Below are 17,548 nucleotides of genomic sequence, written 5' to 3' on the forward strand. Positions count from 1 at the left end.
GGGATCGCCGTATGAAGTGAGGGACTGCCATGCGCTTCAAGACCATCGTCGCCATATTGCAGAATGAACCGGATGCCGAGCGCGTCCTCGACTGCGCGATCCCGCTGGCCAGCCGATTCCAGAGCCATCTGATCGGCATCCATGCCGAGGCGCTGCCCGTGCCCTACACCTCTGCCACCGGCTTTCCGGACACCGAGTTCCTGCAGGTTTCCGCCGATATGAACCGGGAGCGCGCCGAGAAGTTGCAGGCCGCCTTTCACAAGCGCATCGAGAATTCCGGCCTGTCGTTCGAGTGGCGCAGCCTCGAGAGTTTTTCCGGCGACAGTGCGCTGACCGGCATCTCGACCGTTCGCACCGCGGACCTGATCATCGCCGCGCAGCGCGAATCGGGCAGCGACCCGAGCGCCGACGTCGACACCCTGGTCTACGATGCCGGCCGGCCGGTGCTGGTGGTACCGCATTCGGGTTCGCTGGTGACCAGCTTCAAGCATGTGCTGCTCGCCTGGAACGGCAGCAAGGAAGCCGCGCGCGCCGCCTTCGATGCCCTGCCCTTCATTATCGAGGCCGAAAAGACGGACATCGTCGTCATCGACCCGCCCGATACGCTCGACGAGGCGCCGGAAACAGCCGGCGCCGAGATCGCCGCCTCGCTGTCCAGGCATGGCGCGACCGTCAGTGTCTCGGTGCTGAGGTCCGGCGGCGCCTCGGTCGACGACATCATCCAGACCAGGGTCGCCGAGTCGGGTGCGGACCTGCTCGTGCTCGGCGCCTACAGCCATTCCTGGCTGCGCCAGCTGCTGTTCGGCGGCGTGACGCGAACGGTGCTGCGCACCGCACCCGTGGCGGCCTTTCTGTCGCGGTAGGTTCACAGGGATAGCTTTCCACGCCCCTTGCCAAGGCCAAGCCTTTCCAGTTAATTCCGCGCGCATTCCATGGTGTCTGCGCGCGATGCGCGCTTTGCGGAGTGCGCGAAAGATGTCCCTGCCCGAAAAAGCCTTCCCGGTCTCCTGGGACCAGTTCCACCGCGATGCGCGCGCGCTCGCCTGGCGGCTTGCCGGCGCCAACAAGGGGCAATGGAAGGCGATCGTCTGCATCACGCGCGGCGGCCTGGTTCCGGCGGCTATCATTTCGCGCGAGCTTGGCATCCGCATCATCGAGACGGTCTGCGTCGCCTCCTACCACGATTATACCAGCCAGGGGCAATTGCAGGTGCTGAAGGAGGTCACGCCGGCGCTGCTCGTCGATGACGGGGCCGGCGTGCTGATCATCGACGACCTCACCGACACCGGCAAGACGGCGGGCATCGTGCGCGCGATGATGCCCAAGGCGCATTTCGCCACCGTCTATGCCAAGCCGAAAGGCAGGCCGATGGTCGACACTTTCGTTACCGAGGTCAGCCAGGACACCTGGATCTATTTCCCCTGGGACATGGGCTTCACCTACCAGAAGCCGATCGCCGACGACCACGCCGGCTGATTCGCGGCAACGCCGCTTGATGCACCGAGTCCGCCCAGAGGACCTCCGCACACCGATAAAGGCGTGGCGCGACGCTGCTGCAGTCGCGCCATTAGGCTGAGATCGGCGCAGATTGACGGAATTTGGCCGATCCGTGAAACATTTTTTACTTTCATTGCTTATAATTAGCCGTAAGATTCGTGAGACGGCAAATGATTCTGGAAGCTGGGGCAAGCTTCTCCGATGTTGACGAGGCCAACGACGCACAACCATAAGGCCGAAAGGGTCCGGCGACTCTTAGGCGCGGTGCCGTACCGCCTGCAGGTTGCAGCCCTGCCTTGGCGCGATAGCGGGGACGGCGTCGAAATCATGCTGATCACCAGCCGCGATACCGGCCGCTGGGTGCTTCCCAAGGGCTGGCCGGAAGCAAAGGAGCCGCTTTGTGAAGCGGCGGCACGCGAAGCGGGCGAGGAGGCCGGGCTGCGCGGCACGATCTCGCATCACGAGGCCGGCCGTTATTTCTACGCCAAGGTGCTGGATTCCGGCGAGGAAGTGCCGTGCGAGGTGCTGGTCTTCCCGCTGCAGGTCGACAAGGTCGCCGACCGATGGAAGGAAAAGCGGGCACGCACCCGCAAATGGGTCAGCGCCGCCGAGGCTGTGCGCATGGTCAACGAACCCGACCTCAGCCAGATCATCGCCCATTTCTGCGCGGATCCACGCCGGTTCTCCTGAGCCCGAGCGGCGCATAGCCGCGGTCAGGTCCGGCGAACGCCATCGCCGAAGCACCTCCGCGCGGCGCCGAACCTTCCTCGCCGCGCTCCGCTTCTATCCCCGTTATCCACATATGTGACACACAAGATGTTGGGGTCATAAAAGCTACGCAAACGAATCCTTGACGGCGCAAAACGAGTCGCCTTTTATAGGCCATGCGCTCTTGTTGAGAGTGCGACCGGAAAAGTTTCGAGGCCGGTCTTTTTCCCGGAATATGTGCGTTTTGATCCGCATTCCCGCCTGTTTACGAGGCCGGCGAATGCGTGGGATTTTGAAGCCTTGGGGGGCGAAAGGGGAGGATTGTCGGACTTGAATAAATTGTCTGTTAATACTATATTTAGTGTTTGCAGGTAGGTTCGACGCTAGATAATGTGAAGTTCCCTCGACCGAGGGCGTTACAAAAAGTTTTCAGTTTTGAGGGACCCACAGGGTCTTTGAGCGCGTCGGACAGCGGCCTCGCAAGAGGTTCGACCGGCAGGGCGGCGGAGACTGTGAAGATGAGGGCCGGCGGGTTCGAACGCCGGCAGACGGCGGGCATGCGCGTTTCGTCAAGAGGGCAGAAATCCTCTGGGAAAAGCGCTATATGTAGACAAAAGGGACCGGACCAATGCGCATCGAGCGTCGTTTCACCAAGCCAGGACAATCTGCCTATGCGGAGATCGAATTCCGCAAGGCGCTTTCCGAGATCAAGAATCCGGATGGGTCGGTGGTGTTCCGCTTGGACAACATCGATGTGCCGGCGCAGTTCTCCCAGGTTGCCGCCGATATCCTGGCGCAGAAATATTTCCGCAAGGCGGGCGTCCCGGCACGGCTGAAGAAGGTCGAAGAGACGCAAGTCCCCTCCTTCCTGTGGCGCTCGGTCGCCGACGAGGCTGAACTGGCCAAGCTGCCGGAAGCCGAGCGCTACGGTTCCGAGACCGACGCCCGCCAGGTCTTCGACCGGCTTGCCGGTACCTGGACCTATTGGGGCTGGAAGGGCGGCTACTTCAAGTCGGAGGAAGACGCGCGCGCCTTCCGCGACGAGCTCGCCTATATGCTGGCCACCCAGCGCGTCGCGCCGAACTCGCCGCAATGGTTCAACACCGGCCTGCACTGGGCCTATGGCATCGACGGCCCGAGCCAGGGCCATTTCTATGTCGACCCGTTCACCGGCAAGCTGACCAAGTCGAAGTCTTCCTACGAGCATCCGCAGCCGCATGCCTGCTTCATCCAGGGCGTGCAGGACGACCTCGTCAATGAAGGCGGCATCATGGACCTGTGGGTGCGTGAGGCGCGCCTGTTCAAATACGGCTCCGGCACCGGCTCCAACTTCTCGTTCCTGCGCGGTGAAGGCGAAAAGCTGTCGGGCGGCGGTCGTTCGTCGGGGCTGATGAGCTTCCTCAAGATCGGCGACCGCGCGGCGGGCGCCATCAAGTCGGGCGGCACGACACGCCGCGCCGCGAAAATGGTCATCGTCGACGCCGATCATCCCGATATCGAGGAATTCATCGACTGGAAGGTCAATGAGGAGCAGAAGGTCGCCTCGCTGGTCACCGGCTCGAAGATCGTCAAGAAGCATCTCGAAGCGATCATGAAGGCCTGCATCAACTGCGAAGGCAATGGCGACGATTGCTTCGACCCGGCGGTCAACACCGCGCTGAAGCGCGAGATCAAGGCGGCCAAGAAGGACGCGGTGCCGGAGAACTACATCTACCGCGTCATCCAGTTCGCCAAGCAGGGCTACACCTCGATGTCGTTCAAGACCTACGACACCGACTGGGATTCGGACGCCTATCTCACCGTTTCCGGCCAGAATTCCAACAATTCGGTGTCACTGAAGGACGATTTCCTGCGCGCCGTCGAGCAGGACGGCGACTGGCATCTCACCGCCCGCAAGGACGGCAAGGTTCTGAAGACGCTGAAGGCGCGCGATCTCTGGGAAAAGATCGGCTATGCCGCCTGGGCATCGGCCGATCCGGGCCTGCATTTCAACACGACGATGAACGACTGGCACACCTGCGCCTCGGCCGGTGCGATCCGGGCGTCCAACCCGTGCTCGGAATACATGTTCCTCGACGACACCGCCTGCAACCTGGCGTCGATCAACCTTCTGCCCTACCGCAACGCCGACGGCACCATCGACATATCAGCCTACGAGCACACGGTTCGGCTGTGGACCATGGTGCTGGAAATCTCCGTCATGATGGCGCAGTTCCCGTCGAAGGAGATCGCCAAGCTTTCCTACGAGTACCGCACGCTCGGCCTCGGCTACGCCAATATCGGCGGCCTGCTGATGACCTCGGGCATTCCCTATGATTCCGACGAGGGCCGCGCCATCTGCGCCGCCCTCACCGCGATCATGACCGGCACGGCCTATGCCACTTCGGCCGAAATGGCCGCCGAGCTCGGCGCCTTCCCCGATTATGACCGCAATGCGCAGAACATGCTGCGTGTCATGCGCAATCACCGCCGCGCGGCCTATGGCGAAAGAGACGGCTACGAGAAGCTCGCCGTCAACCCGGTGCCGCTGGTCGCCTCAGACCTCAAGCAGCAAGAGCTTGCCGACCATGCCAAGGCCGCCTGGGACCGCGCCATCGAGCTCGGCGAGGAGCATGGCTACCGCAATGCGCAGGCAACGGTGATCGCGCCGACCGGCACGATCGGCCTGGTGATGGATTGCGATACCACCGGCATCGAGCCCGACTTCGCGCTGGTAAAATTCAAGAAGCTGGCCGGCGGCGGCTATTTCAAGATCATCAACCGCGCGGTGCCCGAAGCGCTGCGTACGCTCGGCTATTCCGAGGCCCAGATCGCCGAGATCGAGGCCTATGCGGTTGGCCACGGCAATCTCAACCAGGCGCCGGGCATCAACCCCGGCTCGCTCAAGGCAAAAGGCTTTACCGACGAAAAGATCGCAGCGCTCAATGCGGCGCTGAAGTCGGCCTTCGATATCAAGTTCGTCTTCAACCAGTGGACGCTGGGTGCCGACTGGGTGAAGGAGACGTTCGGCTTCACCGATGAGCAGCTCAACGATTTCTCGTTCGAGATGCTGCCGGCGCTGGGGTTCTCGAAGAAAGACATCGAGGCCGCCAACATCCATGTCTGCGGGGCGATGACGCTGGAAGGCGCGCCGTTCCTGAAGGCCGAACACCTGCCGGTGTTCGACTGCGCCAGCCCGTGCGGCAAGATCGGCAAGCGTTCGCTGTCGATCAACAGCCACATCATGATGATGGCGGCGGCGCAGCCCTTCATCTCCGGCGCCATCTCCAAGACCATCAACATGCCGAACGACGCGACGGTGGAAGACGCCAAGGGCGCCTACATGCTGTCGTGGAAGCTGGCGCTGAAGGCCAACGCGCTCTATCGCGACGGCTCGAAGCTGTCGCAGCCGCTCAACGCCTCGTTGCTTGCCGACGTCGAAGACGACGAGGACGAAGCCATCGAGCAGCTGATCGCGGCGCCGGCCGCACAGCGCGCCGTGCAGGTGACCGAGAAGATCGTCGAGCGCGTCGTCGAGCGTCTCTACCGCGACCGCGAGAAACTGCCGAACCGCCGCAAGGGCTATACCCAGAAGGCGGTCGTCGGCGGCCACAAGGTCTATCTGCGCACTGGCGAGTTTGATGACGGCCGTATCGGCGAGATCTTCATCGACATGCACAAGGAAGGTGCGGCCTTCCGGGCGATGATGAACAACTTCGCTATCGCCATCTCGCTCGGCCTGCAATATGGCGTGCCGCTCGACGAATATGTCGAGGCCTTCACCTTCACCAAGTTCGAGCCGGCCGGCATGGTGCAGGGCAACGACGCCATCAAGAACGCCACGTCGATCCTCGACTACGTGTTCCGCGAACTGGCTGTCTCCTATCTCGGCCGCCACGATCTCGCCCATGTCGACCAGTCGGATTTCGACAAGACGGCACTCGGACGCGGCATCAATGAAGGCAAGGCGACGCCCTTCTCCAAGGGCCTGACCCGCGGCGCCTCGCCGGTCAAGCTGGTGTCGGGCATGGGCGCCGAGCCGAAAGGCTTTGCGGGTTCCGGTTCCGGAACTCCAGCCCGTACCGCCCCGACCGCTTTCTCCGGCTCCAACGTGCTGACGCTAAAACCGGCAAGCGACGAAGCCGTCGCCTACAAGCGCGACTACGAGGAGCGCGCCAGGGAACTGGTCGAGGACATCGTCTACGCGGAAGCCTCCGACCCGACGGAGCTGTTCACCGACGAGGCCGCGAAAGAAGCAGCCGAAGCCAAAGCGCTCGCCGCCAACCGGCGCCAGCAATCGCTGATGCAGGGCTACACCGGCAACGAATGCTCGGAATGCCATAACTTCACGATGGTGCGGAACGGGACTTGCGAGAAGTGCGATACTTGCGGGGCCACGAGCGGGTGTAGCTGAGGATCGATGCCGCGTGAGAACCAGCACTATGTTCCACAATTCCTTCTGCGCAATTTTTGCGCAGAAGGACAATGTCATGTCTTTGACAAATCGACCTGCAAAGAATTTCGAACTAACCCACGCAATATTATGGGCGAAGCGGATTATAATGTCGTCCGCTTAAAAGGTAATTTTTACCTGGATTTCGAAAGCAAGTTCACCCACGTAGAGAACCTAGCAAAACCTGTTCTTGAAAGCATAATAGCTAACGAGACCGTATCTGCCTTAAGCCCCATGGATTTGGCAACGCTCTGTTGTTTTGTGGTTGTGCAGCACCTTCGCTCGAAGTCGTCGCGTCAAAGCTACTCTGGCATATTTCAAGATGTCAAACTTCGGTTCCCCGATCTGAAAACGAACGACATTCCCGAGCATTTTTCGGACGAAGAATATGAAAAATTTTGTCTCCTTAAAATGAACCTCGATAAATTGGATGAGATTGCAGGACACTTGACAACCAAGAAATTGATCTTGCTAAAAAAGTGTTGCGCCGGAGAATTATACATCTCAGACAATCCGCTCGTAATGCACAATTACAACGACTTTGGACCGTACGGAAATATTGGACTAGGTGTACCAGGGATCGAAATTTATTTACCCGATATCTTCGGATCTCGTCCTAGGTTTTTTGTGTCCTACGATCATCGACGGCTTTCATAAAGAACGTGCCAAGGCAGAGCAAAAAATAAGTGAAATCCAACTGAAGGTTTTCGTGGATGGCGCTCTTCCGCTTCAAAGCGGTGTGTCAGTGATTTTAGATGCGAAGGAAAGACTAGAACAGGCAAAAATGAAAATCGCAATGCTTGTCGATTCTCAATACGCGCCGATATCCAAGGACATCCTTATTTTTCTGAATGCTCTTCAAATACAATGGGCTAACAGATTTATCGCAGCACGGAGGAAGGATTTTTCCTTTGCGCATAAAGTAATGAAGGAAAAACCTCACTGGCGTGAGCACCCACGAATTGAAGTAGCTTAAAATTAAGCCCCACCAGCGGCAAAATCATCCGTGCCGGCGACTAGCCGCGAGGGACGTGTTCGCCTCTCCCTTCTCCCCTTGTGGGAGAAGGTGGCCGAGCGAAGCTCGGTCGGATGAGGGGTGCTCCAGCTTGGCACCGGCGGCGCTCCGTCCAACACCCCTCAACCGTCTCGGCGCTCCGCGCCGAGCCACCTTCTCCCACAGACAGGGGGAGAAGGGAAGAGCGCGCGACTACCGCCAAGGCTGCAAACTGTCATCGCGGACGTAAGCGATGATGGTGTCGCAGACTGCGTTCAGATCCCGCAGCACGTCGTCATTCCAGAAACGCAGTACACGAAAGCCCCTCGCCTTAAGTTCGGCGTCCCGCTCCCGGTCATAGTTCGAATCCGCATGCTGGCTGCCGTCGATCTCGACGATCAGTCTGGCCTCGGCGCAAATGAAATCGGCGATGAATTTGCCGACGGGGACCTGACGCCGAAATTTGATTCTGTCGAGTCTGCGTCCGCGCAGTTCATGCCACAGGCGGTCTTCCGCTTCCATCGGCTCGCGTCGCATCGAGCGGGCGAAGCGACGTTTGGTGGGCGCAACGGGCTGATGCGGCATGGGGCGACGTTATCCAATCCTGGGGACGACCTCCAAGGAATCCTCAGATAAGGGCCGACGTTCGAGACCAACCAAAGGGGATGGCGCGGCGCCTCCCCTTCTCCCCTTGTGGGAGAAGGTGGCCGAGCGAAGCTCGGTCGGATGAGGGGTGTTCCAGCTTGGCATCACCTGCACTCCGTCCAACACCCCTCAACCGTCTTGGCGCTGCGCGCCAATCCACCTTCTCCCACAGGGGGAGAAGGAAGAAGCTGCCGCGCTACTCCACTTCCGCCACCATCTGCCTTCCACCCACCCAGTCGCGCCAGGCGCGTTCATCGCCATGGAACACGTTGAGGTCGATGCGGCCCCTCACCCCGTGCGACAGGCCGGAGCCGGAATATTGCCAGAACAGCCATTTGCGGTCGGGATAGACCTTTGACGGGTGCGCCGCCACGGCGCGCAGCCAGAACGGATAATCGGGGAAGGCGCCCCTGAGATTGTCACGGTAGAAGTCGGGCGCGGTGTAGATGATCGGCCGCTGGCCGTAGTAGCGCTCGAGCTTGTCCATGAACACCTGCATCTTTTCCAGCACCTTTTGCCGCGATGGGCGGCGCTTGCAGCTGGAGTCGCCGTTCCACTCGACGTCGATCACCGGCGGCAGCGCACCCTCGACCCGCGGCACGTTGCGGATGAACCAATCGGCCTGCTCGCCGGCGGTGCGGCACCAGTAGAAGAAGTGGTAGGCGCCGCGCTTGAGGCCGGCGGCATCGGCACCGCGCCAGTTCCTGGTGAACATCGGGTCGAGATGATCGCCGCCGTCGGTGGCCTTGATGTAGGCGAAATTGGCGCCCTGGGCACGCAGCTTTCCCCAGTTCACATTGCCCTGCCAGCGCGAAACGTCGACGCCGTGGACGGCGAGACGCCTCGGCGAGGAGGACTTGCCGAAATTGATCGGCTTGGCATCGCGAAAACCATAGCGCGTGACCGGTTCGGCAAGCATTGCTGGTGCCGCGCGTGTCAGCCGCTTCGGCGGCGACATCAGCGCGATCACCTCGGCCGGCGGTTCGACGTCCTGATCGGGTACGTCCATCGCGACCGGCTGTTCGTCCTGCTCCTGTTCGGCAAAAGCGGGCGCAGCATCAGTTTTCGCCACGGATGCCACCGGCGCGGGGGGGCGCACAACCGAGCTGGTGGTCTCGCTGGACGGCACTTGCAGCGCATCGACGCCGGAGGTCGACGTGCAGCCGGCAAGGCACAGCGCTGCGATCGAGAAGATGACGACGCCTGATGACCGCATCTGGACCTGTACGCAAAACACAACAGACCGAAGGCAGGACAACGCCGCCGGACAAACCAAGCTGGATTCCTAACAAGAAACTACCAACAAAGTTTGAATCGAATTGTTAGGGCTTTGCAGCGGGACGTTGGCCGGGCGGAGGTGTGCTGTCCCTCCAATGTCCGGCCACGTCGCTGCCTCGGCTTGACAACTCACGGCATGAGATTAGTCTCTACTAATCTTACGGTGTAAGGCACCACGTGGAGGACGTCATGCAGCCCGCCGCCCTGTCAGAATTGCAGCCCGTAGTCCCGCCGGAGCCATGCTCGCCCGCCATCGGGGTCGACGAGATACCTCGCAACCTCAGTCGCGCCATCGAACGCGCCGAGGTCAATGCGTGGCTCGATCTCTATCGCGCCGCCCCGGCAGACTTTGCCGCAAGGCAAGGCCTTGCCATCGCCGAAGATGGCGATCTCGTCTGGACCACCTGCACGACGATCCCGTTCATCCATTTCAACTGCGTCAAGAATTTCGGTGTCGATAGCGCAGCCACCGAGAGCCGGCTCGACGCGCTTCTGGCGCATTATCGCGACGCCGGCATTCTGCGGCCCTGGTTCTACACCAACCCACACACCGAGCCCGCGACGCTCAGCTGCTGGCTCGAGGCGCGCGGCCTGCAACGTCAGGGCGGCTGGGAACGCATCTTTCGCGACGCGACGCCATTGCCCGCTGAGCCGCTTTTCCCGACGGAGGATGCCTCGGTCGAGCGGGTGACGCCGGCAACGGCAAGGGAATGGGCTGGGTTCATCGACAGGCAATATCGGTTGCCGACCTCACCGTGGTTGCTGGCGCTGGCCGGCCGGCGCGGCTGGCATCATTACATGCTGCGGCGGGAAGACGCGGTGGCGGCGGTGCGCTCGATGTTCATCGGCGCCGACGGCATGGCCTGGAGCGGCATCGACGCGCCGGTGCCCGGCATCATGGCGCCGAGCTTCGACCTCGATGCAATGCTCGGCGAAGCGATGGTGCGCGACGGACTTGCGGCCGGTGCAAAACTGTTCGTGGCCGATATCGAGGCGCCGCGAGCCGAACGTGACGGGCCAGCCTACCGCAACTATGCACGCCTCGGCTTCAAGCTTGCCTATTTCCGCAGCCATTACAGCTATTTGCCGGCAAATTCCGGCTGACCGCTTCAAGACCCTAGCTGCACAACCACAGCTTGTGACAGGTCGTGGCCATGAGGTGGGCCGGCGGTACAAAGCGATCGTTGACCGGCGCATCATCGTCTACCCGGCGGACCTTTTCTTCGAGCAACGTGCGAAGTTGTGCCGGTTGCACGCGGTCGCGCTCCATCACCAGCTTGATCATCGGATCGCTCAAGAGTTCATCCAGGGTGTTGATGCTGTCGTTCATCCGTCGCCTCCTCGACTGCCTGCCCGCACGCCAATAGATAGGCAGCAATGATGGCCCGCCAATGACGCTTTGCCGGCTATCTCGTGTCGCTTCGGATTAAATTTTGTCCAGATTCCACCTCAAGCCGGAGGTGGCGCGCCTTCAAACTGCGGCAGGCCGTCGTCGATCTGCACCCAGGGCTGCTTCGAGGCGGTCCAGATATGCATCTCAGGCCTGAACAACGAGGGATCATCGAGCGAGCCGGTGGTGATGCCGATAATGCCGGCGGAATCGCGCCGGGAAAACATCGTCGTGCCGCAGCGCGGGCAAAAGCCGCGCTTGAGATCGGGCGAGGAATTCACCGTCGCCAGCGGTCCGTCGACCGTCACATCATCGATGCGGAACAGCACGCGCGCGTTGAAGGCGGCACCCAGCGCCTTCTGGCACAACCGGCAATGGCAGACGCGCTCATTGATCGGTGCCGCCTCGGCGCGGTAGCGCACCGCACCGCACAAACACCCGCCCTGATATCTTGCCATCACCCGCGTCCCTGCCCTGTGAGGATAGGCGGCATACCTATCGATAGGCGTGGCAGCGTCAATTGAAAAGCTTTGATGGCGCCATCTATAGCTGTGATGCGGCCAATACACGATTGGCCGATGCGCCGGGCCAAGGCCCCATGGGCGACATGCCGGCCATCTCGCGGAAGACGGCCGGCAGACAATTGACTGGGCGTCAGTTCGTTTCGTTGACGACCTCGTCCCAGGTCTTGACCTTGGTCTGGCCATTGAGGAACGGCAGCGCGGCAGCTGTCAGTTCCGGCGCGAAGAACACATCGTAGTGGGTGCGGTTCGGCACGATCGCCAGGCGGTTCTGCGACAGGTTCTCGCGCATCCAGCCGGCGTCCTTCAACCCGCCGCCGAGCATCTGATAGAACTTGATCTCGTGCTCGGGCCGGTACATGTCGCTGTCGCCGAACACCAGCATCACCGGCATTTTCAGCTTTGGCACGTCGGCCGAATAGTCGTAGGCCTTGCGCATATAGGCGCCGAGCTGGTCGAGCAGTTTCGGAAAATCCTCCGGATTCGGCGCAACCGCGACGTAGGATTTGTACATCGGCGTGTCCTTCATCATGTCGGCCATCGCCGCGCCGACCTGTGCCTGCTGGCCACGCATTTCGGCGTAGAAGCCGTCCGCGGCGTAGCCGGTCGAGACCAGCACCAGGCGGCGCACCGTTTCGGGATGCTGCACGGCCATGCGGAAGGCGACGCCGCCACCCAGCGAATAACCCATCACGTCGACCTTGTCGTAGCCGAGTGCCTTGACGATCGCCGCCATGTCGTCGCCCATCGCCTCCAGGCTGAGCGGCCGGTCGCCAAGCGCGGTGCGGCCATGGCCCTGCAGGTCAACGCCGATGACGGTCCGGTCTTCGGCAAGTTTTGGCAGGATCGGCGCGAACATATCGGTCGTGCCGAGGCCGCCATGCAGCAGAAGCAGCGGCTCGCCCTTGCCATAGACGGCGTAATAATAGTTCAGGCCGTTGATCGGCAGCAGGCCGGATTTTTCCGGCTTCGGCAGTGTTGCGGTTGCGGTCGTCATGGCGGGCTTGGCCTCCTCTGCGTCGATGGTGCCCGGCGCGGCAAATAGCGCGGCGGCCGAGGCGAATATGGCGAAAAATACCGATCTGGACACGTCAGTCTCCCTCTCCCGTTTGCATCAAAGTCGCTTTGCGACCTCCTCAAGCTGTTCGGCGCACTGGCCCCAGCCCTCGTGAAAACCCATTTTCTCGTGCTGTTCGCGGTCGGCGACCGACCAATGCGCGACGCGGGCAATGTAGCGGGTCTTACCCTCGCCCTCGTCCTCAAAGGTCAGCACGACCGTCATGAACGGCTTTTCGGACGGCTCCCACGCCTTCGTATAGGCATCGGTGAAGACGAGCTTTTTGCCCGGTACGACTTCGAGGAAGATGCCTGGATTCGGGAACTCCTTGCCGTCGGGATCGGCCATGACGACAAGGGTGGAGCCACCGGTCCGCACATCCATTTCGGCGCGCGGCGTCATCCACGGCTTCGGCGAGAACCATTGCGTCAACAGCTTTGGCTCGGTCCAGCAGCGATAGACGTTCTCGTGCGGCGCATCGATGATGCGCGCGAGAACCAGCTCGCGGTCGGAGTTGGGGGCGATGTCGAGCTTGGTGGTCATGGTGTTTCCTCACACGTCGGTTTTGGCTTCCGTGTCTAGGACGAATCGACACGACGCAAGCCGACACGGCCCGCGAAAAAATCCGCGGGACAGGAGATTCGAACGACGGAAATAAGTGGCTTCAGTGGCGCTTGGCTTGCACCAGATAGGCGTCGATCTCGGTCTCGCCGAGCCACTTGGCCGCTTCCAGCCGATGCAACCCTTCGACCAGGATATGGCGCTTGCCGTCATGGCGCACTTGGATCGGCATCTTCATGCCGTTTTCCAGAATGTCCTCGGCCAGATGGCGGACGGTCTCGGGATGCAGCGTCTTTTTGCGCGCCGTCGGCACGTAGATATCGTTGACCCTGACCTTTTGCACTCTCAGCATGTCGGCTCCCGTGGCGGACAAGGCCGCGTTTTGTGAGATAGTCTGTTTGTCCGGCAACGCCAAGGGAGCGCCCGGCAATGGCTGGCCCGATCGTTTCCAATTGACGCTTGGCCGGCGGATGGCCGAAATGGCGGCCTTCGACCTTAGCGGTGTCCATGAACCACCTGCCGACCGAGTTTCCCGATTTCGGACTGACGCCGGAGCAGCGAGGCCAGGCGGTGCGCAGCCATTACTGGGAATGGCCGGGGATGGATGGCGGGCGCGGCGAAATCTGGTGCTACAGCGACCGTTTTTCCTACCGTCCTGGCGAGATGGTGGCACTGCATGTCAGTTCGACGGCCGTCAGTTTCGGCATCGCGATCATCCGCGACGGCGGCGCGGAAACGACAATGTTCGAAGGGACCGGAATCGCGGCGCGCTGGCAAGATACGCCGGACCAATGTTCGGTCGAAGGCTGCGGCTGGCAAGCGTCGTTCGAGTTTCGCATCGGCGACGACTGGCCGTCCGGCGCCTATCGCGTGACGCTGACAGCAGATGGCCGGGACGGCAAGCCGATCCGCTGCCACCATCTTTTTATCGTCGCGCCACAGCCCGGCAAGAAGCCTGGCCGTGTGCTGCAGGTGGCGGCCACCGGCACCTGGCTCGCCTACAATACGTGGGGCGGTTCCAACCATTACGAAGGCATCACCGGGCCAGGCCGGGACCAATATGCACGAATGGTGTCGACCCAACGGCCGTGGTGCCGCGGCTTCGTCGTGCTGCCCAGGGACGCGCCGCGCGTGCCGCTCGAAGTCGCCGTGCCGCCAAAAACCGTGCCGCGCTATCCGCACATGGAATGGGCCTTTGCTACCGGCCATTCGAAGAAATACGCCTCGTCCGGCTGGGCAAGCTACGACAGCCATTTCTTCCGCTTCGCCGAGCGTGCCGGCTACGCCGTCGATCTCGCCAGCCAGCACGATCTGCATTTTTCGCCCGACATTCTCGACGGCTATGACTGCGTCGTCCTGGTCGGCCACGACGAATATTGGACCTGGGAAATGCGCGATGCGGTCGACACCTATGTCGAGCGCGGCGGTCATGCGGCGCGCTTTGCCGGCAATTTCATGTGGCAGACCAGGCTGGAGGACGAAGGCCGCCGGCAGGTCTGCTACAAATACTGCGCTCGCGCCGAAGACCCGGCCTATCGCGGCGGCGATATAAGGCGCGCCACCAATTCCTGGGAAGCGCCGGAAATCGGCCGGCCGGGTGCCGCGACCTTCGGTCTCAACGCGACAAGAGGCGTCTATGCCGGCTGGGGCGGCTGCGCGCCGCGCGGCGTACGCGGCTTTCCGGTCTACCGGCCGGAGCATTGGGCGTTTGCCGGCACCGGCATCTACTATGGCGATCTGCTCGGCGCCGACAGCCATGTCTATGGCTACGAGGTCGACGGGCTCGATTTCGAGATCCGCGGCGGCCTGCCCTACCCCACGACCACTAGCGGTGCGCCGGACGGCCTGCAGGTGCTCGCGGTCGGCATGGCGAGCCAGGTCGAGGAAAGCGCCGACATTGCGTTCGAGGACCAGTTTCTCGGCGACGAGGACGGACGCTTCACCGCCGAGACGCTGTTCGGCGAGGCAAGCGATGCCAACCTCGACAAGGTCAAACGCGGCAACGGCATGATCGTCAATTTCCCGCGCGGCAAAGGCGAGGTGTTTCACGCCGGAAGCTGCGAATGGGTTGCCGGCCTGCTAAGGCAGGATGCGATTGTCGAGCGCGTCACCAGAAATGTCCTTGACCGCTATCTTGGAAAGCCATGACATGTTGAAGTCTCCTGCCCCGGAAACTCGCGAAGCCTCGCATCTGTTTTATCTATCCAGCCTGCGCCGGCCGATGATCGACCGCGCCGAAGGCATCTACATGTGGACGCAGGATGGCCGCCGCTTCATCGACGGATCGAGCGGTCCGATGGTTGCCAATATCGGCCACTCCAATCGCAACGTGCTCGACGCGATGAAAAGGCAGATGGACCGCGCCACCTTCGCCTACCGTCTGCATTTCGAGAACGAACCGGCAGAGGAGCTCGCGCGGCAGCTGGCGGCCAAACTCCCTGAAGGCATGGACCGCATCTTCTTTGTCTCCGGCGGCTCGGAAGCGACCGAATCCTGCATCAAGCTGGCGCGGCAATGGGCGGTCGCCACCGGCCAGCCCAGCCGTTGGAAGGTGATCTCGCGCTTTCCCTCCTATCATGGCGGCACGCTCGGCGCGCTCGCCGTTACCGGCGACGATGCGCTGTCCGAAACATTTGTGCCGATGATGCAGATGATGCCGACCGTGCCGGCGCCCATCGCCTGGCGCGACCGCGACAATCTTTCGATGGAACAGCGCGGCATCCGCTACGCCGACATGCTGGAGGAAAAGATCCTCGCCGAGGGACCGCAGAGCGTGCTCGCCTTCATCATGGAGCCAGTCGGCGGCGCTGCCACGGCAGCACTGGTGGCGCCCGACAGCTACTATCCGCGCATCCGCGAGATCTGCGATCGCTACGGCATCCTGCTCATCCATGACGAAGTGATGAGCGGTGCCGGCCGCACCGGAAAATTCCTCGGCGGCGACCACTGGAACTGCAAGCCCGACATCGTCGCGCTGTCGAAGGGGCTGGGCTCTGGCTACGCGCCGCTCGGCGCGCTGGCGGCACCGATGCGGCTGGTGCAGCCATTGCTCGCGTCGGGCGGCTTTCAGCACGGCCACACCTACGCCGGCAACCCGCTCGCCTGCGCCGCCGGGCTCGCCGTACTCGGCGAAATGGACCGTCTCGGCCTGATCGCCAATGCGGCTGACATGGGCGAGCTTTTGATGGACGAGTTGAAGCGATTGGCAAAGCGGTTTCCATTCATCGCCGACGTCCGTGGCAAGGGCCTGCTCACCGGTGCCGAGATGCTTGCGGATCCCGACACTCTGAGGCCGATCGAGCCTGCAAAGAAGGCCACCCAGCGGCTGCTCGACCTCGCCTATGAGCGCGGCCTGATCATCTACGGACGCAAGGTCAAGGGCGGCGTCGACGGCGACAATTTCATGGTCGCGCCGCCGATGATCGTCACCGCCGCGCAGATCGGCGAGATCATATCCATCATCGGCGACTCGCTCGAGGTGCTGGCCGGCGAGCTCGACCTGCCGGTCGAAGGCTGAGAGGCGAACCATGGCGTCGCGAAAAGTCATCATCACCTGCGCCATCACCGGGTCGGTACACACCCCGTCGATGTCGCCGCATCTGCCCGTGACGCCGGACCAGATCGCCGCAGACGCGATCGCCGCCGCCGAGGCCGGCGCTTCGATCCTGCATCTTCATGCCCGCGACCCTAGGGATGGGCGGCCGACCGCCGACCCCGAGGTGTTCATGCAGTTCCTGCCGCGCATCAAGCAGGCGACCGATGCGGTGATCAACATCACCACCGGCGGATCGTCGCTGATGACGCTCGACCAGCGGCTGGCCGCGCCGCTCAGGGCCCAGCCGGAAATGTGTTCGCTCAATATGGGTTCGATGAATTTCGCGCTGTTCCCGATGCTCGAGCGGCCGCGAGAATGGCAGCACGAATGGGAGCCGAAGCTGCTCGAGGCTACCCGTGACACGATCTTCAAGAACACCTTTGCCGACATGGAGACGGTGCTCGAGAAGCTCGGGCGTGGTTGCGGCACGCGCTTCGAATTCGAGTGCTACGATGTCGGCCATCTCTATTCGCTGGCGCATTTTCGCGATCGTGGACTGGTGTCCGGACCTTTATTCATCCAGTTTGTTTTGGGCATTCTTGGCGGCATCGGCGCCGATCCAGAAAACCTGATCCATATGAAGCGCATCGCCGACAAACTGTTCGGCGACAGCTACCGGTTTTCGGTGCTGGCCGCCGGACGCCACCAGATGCCGATGATCTCGATTGCGGCGGCGATGGGCGGCAATGTCCGCGTCGGGCTGGAGGATAGCCTCTACGAAGGGCGCCAGCTCGCCAAGTCCAATGCCGACCAGGTGCGCCGCATCCGCGGCGTGCTCGACGGATTGTCGCTGGACGTCGCGACGCCGGCCGAGGCGCGGCAGATGCTGGCGCTCAAGGGCGGCGACCGCGTGGCGTTCTGAGATGCGAC

Annotated in this window: 17 protein-coding genes; 10 read left to right on the forward strand and 7 right to left on the reverse strand. The window is 62.0% G+C overall.

Annotated features, from left to right (window positions below):
* Positions 1 to 29: 29 nt before the first annotated feature.
* The 6 genes from NKI08_RS24130 to NKI08_RS24155 all read left to right on the forward strand — a co-directional run bounded on the left by NKI08_RS24130 (position 30) and on the right by NKI08_RS24155 (position 7,613).
* Positions 30 to 863, forward strand: coding sequence for a universal stress protein (locus NKI08_RS24130; RefSeq protein ID WP_352474045.1), 834 nt, complete (start codon positions 30 to 32; stop codon positions 861 to 863).
* Between the two features lie 112 nt (positions 864 to 975).
* The gene (gpt, locus tag NKI08_RS24135; RefSeq protein WP_352474044.1) at positions 976 to 1,476 is read left to right on the forward strand and encodes a xanthine phosphoribosyltransferase; all 501 of its coding nucleotides are present in this window, start codon (positions 976 to 978) and stop codon (positions 1,474 to 1,476) included.
* Positions 1,477 to 1,698: 222 nt separating this feature from the next.
* Complete coding sequence (locus NKI08_RS24140) at positions 1,699 to 2,187, forward strand: NUDIX hydrolase (RefSeq protein WP_352772702.1); 489 nt, start codon at positions 1,699 to 1,701, stop codon at positions 2,185 to 2,187.
* A gap of 646 nt (positions 2,188 to 2,833) precedes the next feature.
* Positions 2,834 to 6,598 (forward strand): vitamin B12-dependent ribonucleotide reductase, encoded by a 3,765-nt coding sequence (locus NKI08_RS24145; protein ID WP_352772703.1) that lies wholly within the window; start codon positions 2,834 to 2,836, stop codon positions 6,596 to 6,598.
* A gap of 6 nt (positions 6,599 to 6,604) precedes the next feature.
* A complete protein-coding gene (locus NKI08_RS24150; protein ID WP_352683420.1) occupies positions 6,605 to 7,294 on the forward strand; it encodes a DUF4238 domain-containing protein in 690 nt (229 codons plus the stop codon).
* Between the two features lie 52 nt (positions 7,295 to 7,346).
* Positions 7,347 to 7,613, forward strand: a complete 267-nt coding sequence (locus tag NKI08_RS24155; RefSeq protein WP_352683422.1) for a hypothetical protein — start codon at positions 7,347 to 7,349, stop codon at positions 7,611 to 7,613.
* 231 nt (positions 7,614 to 7,844) lie between these two features.
* Here the strand turns inward: NKI08_RS24155 and NKI08_RS24160 are convergent, their stop codons facing one another.
* A complete protein-coding gene (locus NKI08_RS24160; RefSeq protein WP_352772705.1) occupies positions 7,845 to 8,216 on the reverse strand; it encodes an endonuclease domain-containing protein in 372 nt (123 codons plus the stop codon).
* 256 nt (positions 8,217 to 8,472) lie between these two features.
* Positions 8,473 to 9,492: a GH25 family lysozyme gene (locus tag NKI08_RS24165; RefSeq protein WP_352684240.1), complete on the reverse strand. Its 1,020-nt coding sequence runs from the start codon at positions 9,490 to 9,492 to the stop codon at positions 8,473 to 8,475.
* A gap of 251 nt (positions 9,493 to 9,743) precedes the next feature.
* Between NKI08_RS24165 and NKI08_RS24170 the strand changes: the two genes are divergently transcribed.
* On the forward strand, positions 9,744 to 10,658 hold the full coding sequence (locus NKI08_RS24170) for a hypothetical protein (RefSeq protein WP_352684238.1): 915 nt from the start codon (positions 9,744 to 9,746) through the stop codon (positions 10,656 to 10,658).
* 13 nt (positions 10,659 to 10,671) lie between these two features.
* Here the strand turns inward: NKI08_RS24170 and NKI08_RS24175 are convergent, their stop codons facing one another.
* The 5 genes from NKI08_RS24175 to NKI08_RS24195 form a co-directional block, all read right to left on the reverse strand.
* Positions 10,672 to 10,884, reverse strand: coding sequence for a hypothetical protein (locus NKI08_RS24175; RefSeq protein WP_023674755.1), 213 nt, complete (start codon positions 10,882 to 10,884; stop codon positions 10,672 to 10,674).
* 119 nt (positions 10,885 to 11,003) lie between these two features.
* Complete coding sequence (locus NKI08_RS24180; protein ID WP_352457758.1) at positions 11,004 to 11,402, reverse strand: GFA family protein; 399 nt, start codon at positions 11,400 to 11,402, stop codon at positions 11,004 to 11,006.
* A 196-nt stretch (positions 11,403 to 11,598) separates the two neighbouring features.
* The gene (locus NKI08_RS24185) at positions 11,599 to 12,555 is read right to left on the reverse strand and encodes an alpha/beta fold hydrolase (protein ID WP_352772710.1); all 957 of its coding nucleotides are present in this window, start codon (positions 12,553 to 12,555) and stop codon (positions 11,599 to 11,601) included.
* Positions 12,556 to 12,579: 24 nt separating this feature from the next.
* The gene (locus NKI08_RS24190; protein ID WP_352620675.1) at positions 12,580 to 13,065 is read right to left on the reverse strand and encodes an SRPBCC family protein; all 486 of its coding nucleotides are present in this window, start codon (positions 13,063 to 13,065) and stop codon (positions 12,580 to 12,582) included.
* 121 nt (positions 13,066 to 13,186) lie between these two features.
* Complete coding sequence (locus NKI08_RS24195) at positions 13,187 to 13,435, reverse strand: ParB N-terminal domain-containing protein (protein WP_023674751.1); 249 nt, start codon at positions 13,433 to 13,435, stop codon at positions 13,187 to 13,189.
* A 155-nt stretch (positions 13,436 to 13,590) separates the two neighbouring features.
* On the opposite strand from NKI08_RS24195, the gene NKI08_RS24200 reads away from it, so the two are divergent.
* From NKI08_RS24200 to kce, 3 genes are read left to right on the forward strand one after another with little or no spacing between them, the layout of a single operon-like run.
* Entirely contained in the window at positions 13,591 to 15,231 is a 1,641-nt protein-coding gene (locus NKI08_RS24200; protein ID WP_352772713.1) for a N,N-dimethylformamidase beta subunit family domain-containing protein, read from the forward strand.
* Position 15,232: 1 nt separating this feature from the next.
* Complete coding sequence (locus NKI08_RS24205) at positions 15,233 to 16,600, forward strand: aminotransferase family protein (protein ID WP_352501606.1); 1,368 nt, start codon at positions 15,233 to 15,235, stop codon at positions 16,598 to 16,600.
* A 10-nt stretch (positions 16,601 to 16,610) separates the two neighbouring features.
* On the forward strand, positions 16,611 to 17,540 hold the full coding sequence (gene kce / locus NKI08_RS24210) for a 3,5-dioxohexanoate:acetyl-CoA acetone transferase (RefSeq protein ID WP_352772717.1): 930 nt from the start codon (positions 16,611 to 16,613) through the stop codon (positions 17,538 to 17,540).
* Positions 17,541 to 17,548: the final 8 nt, after the last annotated feature.

Source organism: Mesorhizobium sp. M0768, assembly GCF_040320195.1.
Lineage (GTDB): Bacteria > Pseudomonadota > Alphaproteobacteria > Rhizobiales > Rhizobiaceae > Mesorhizobium.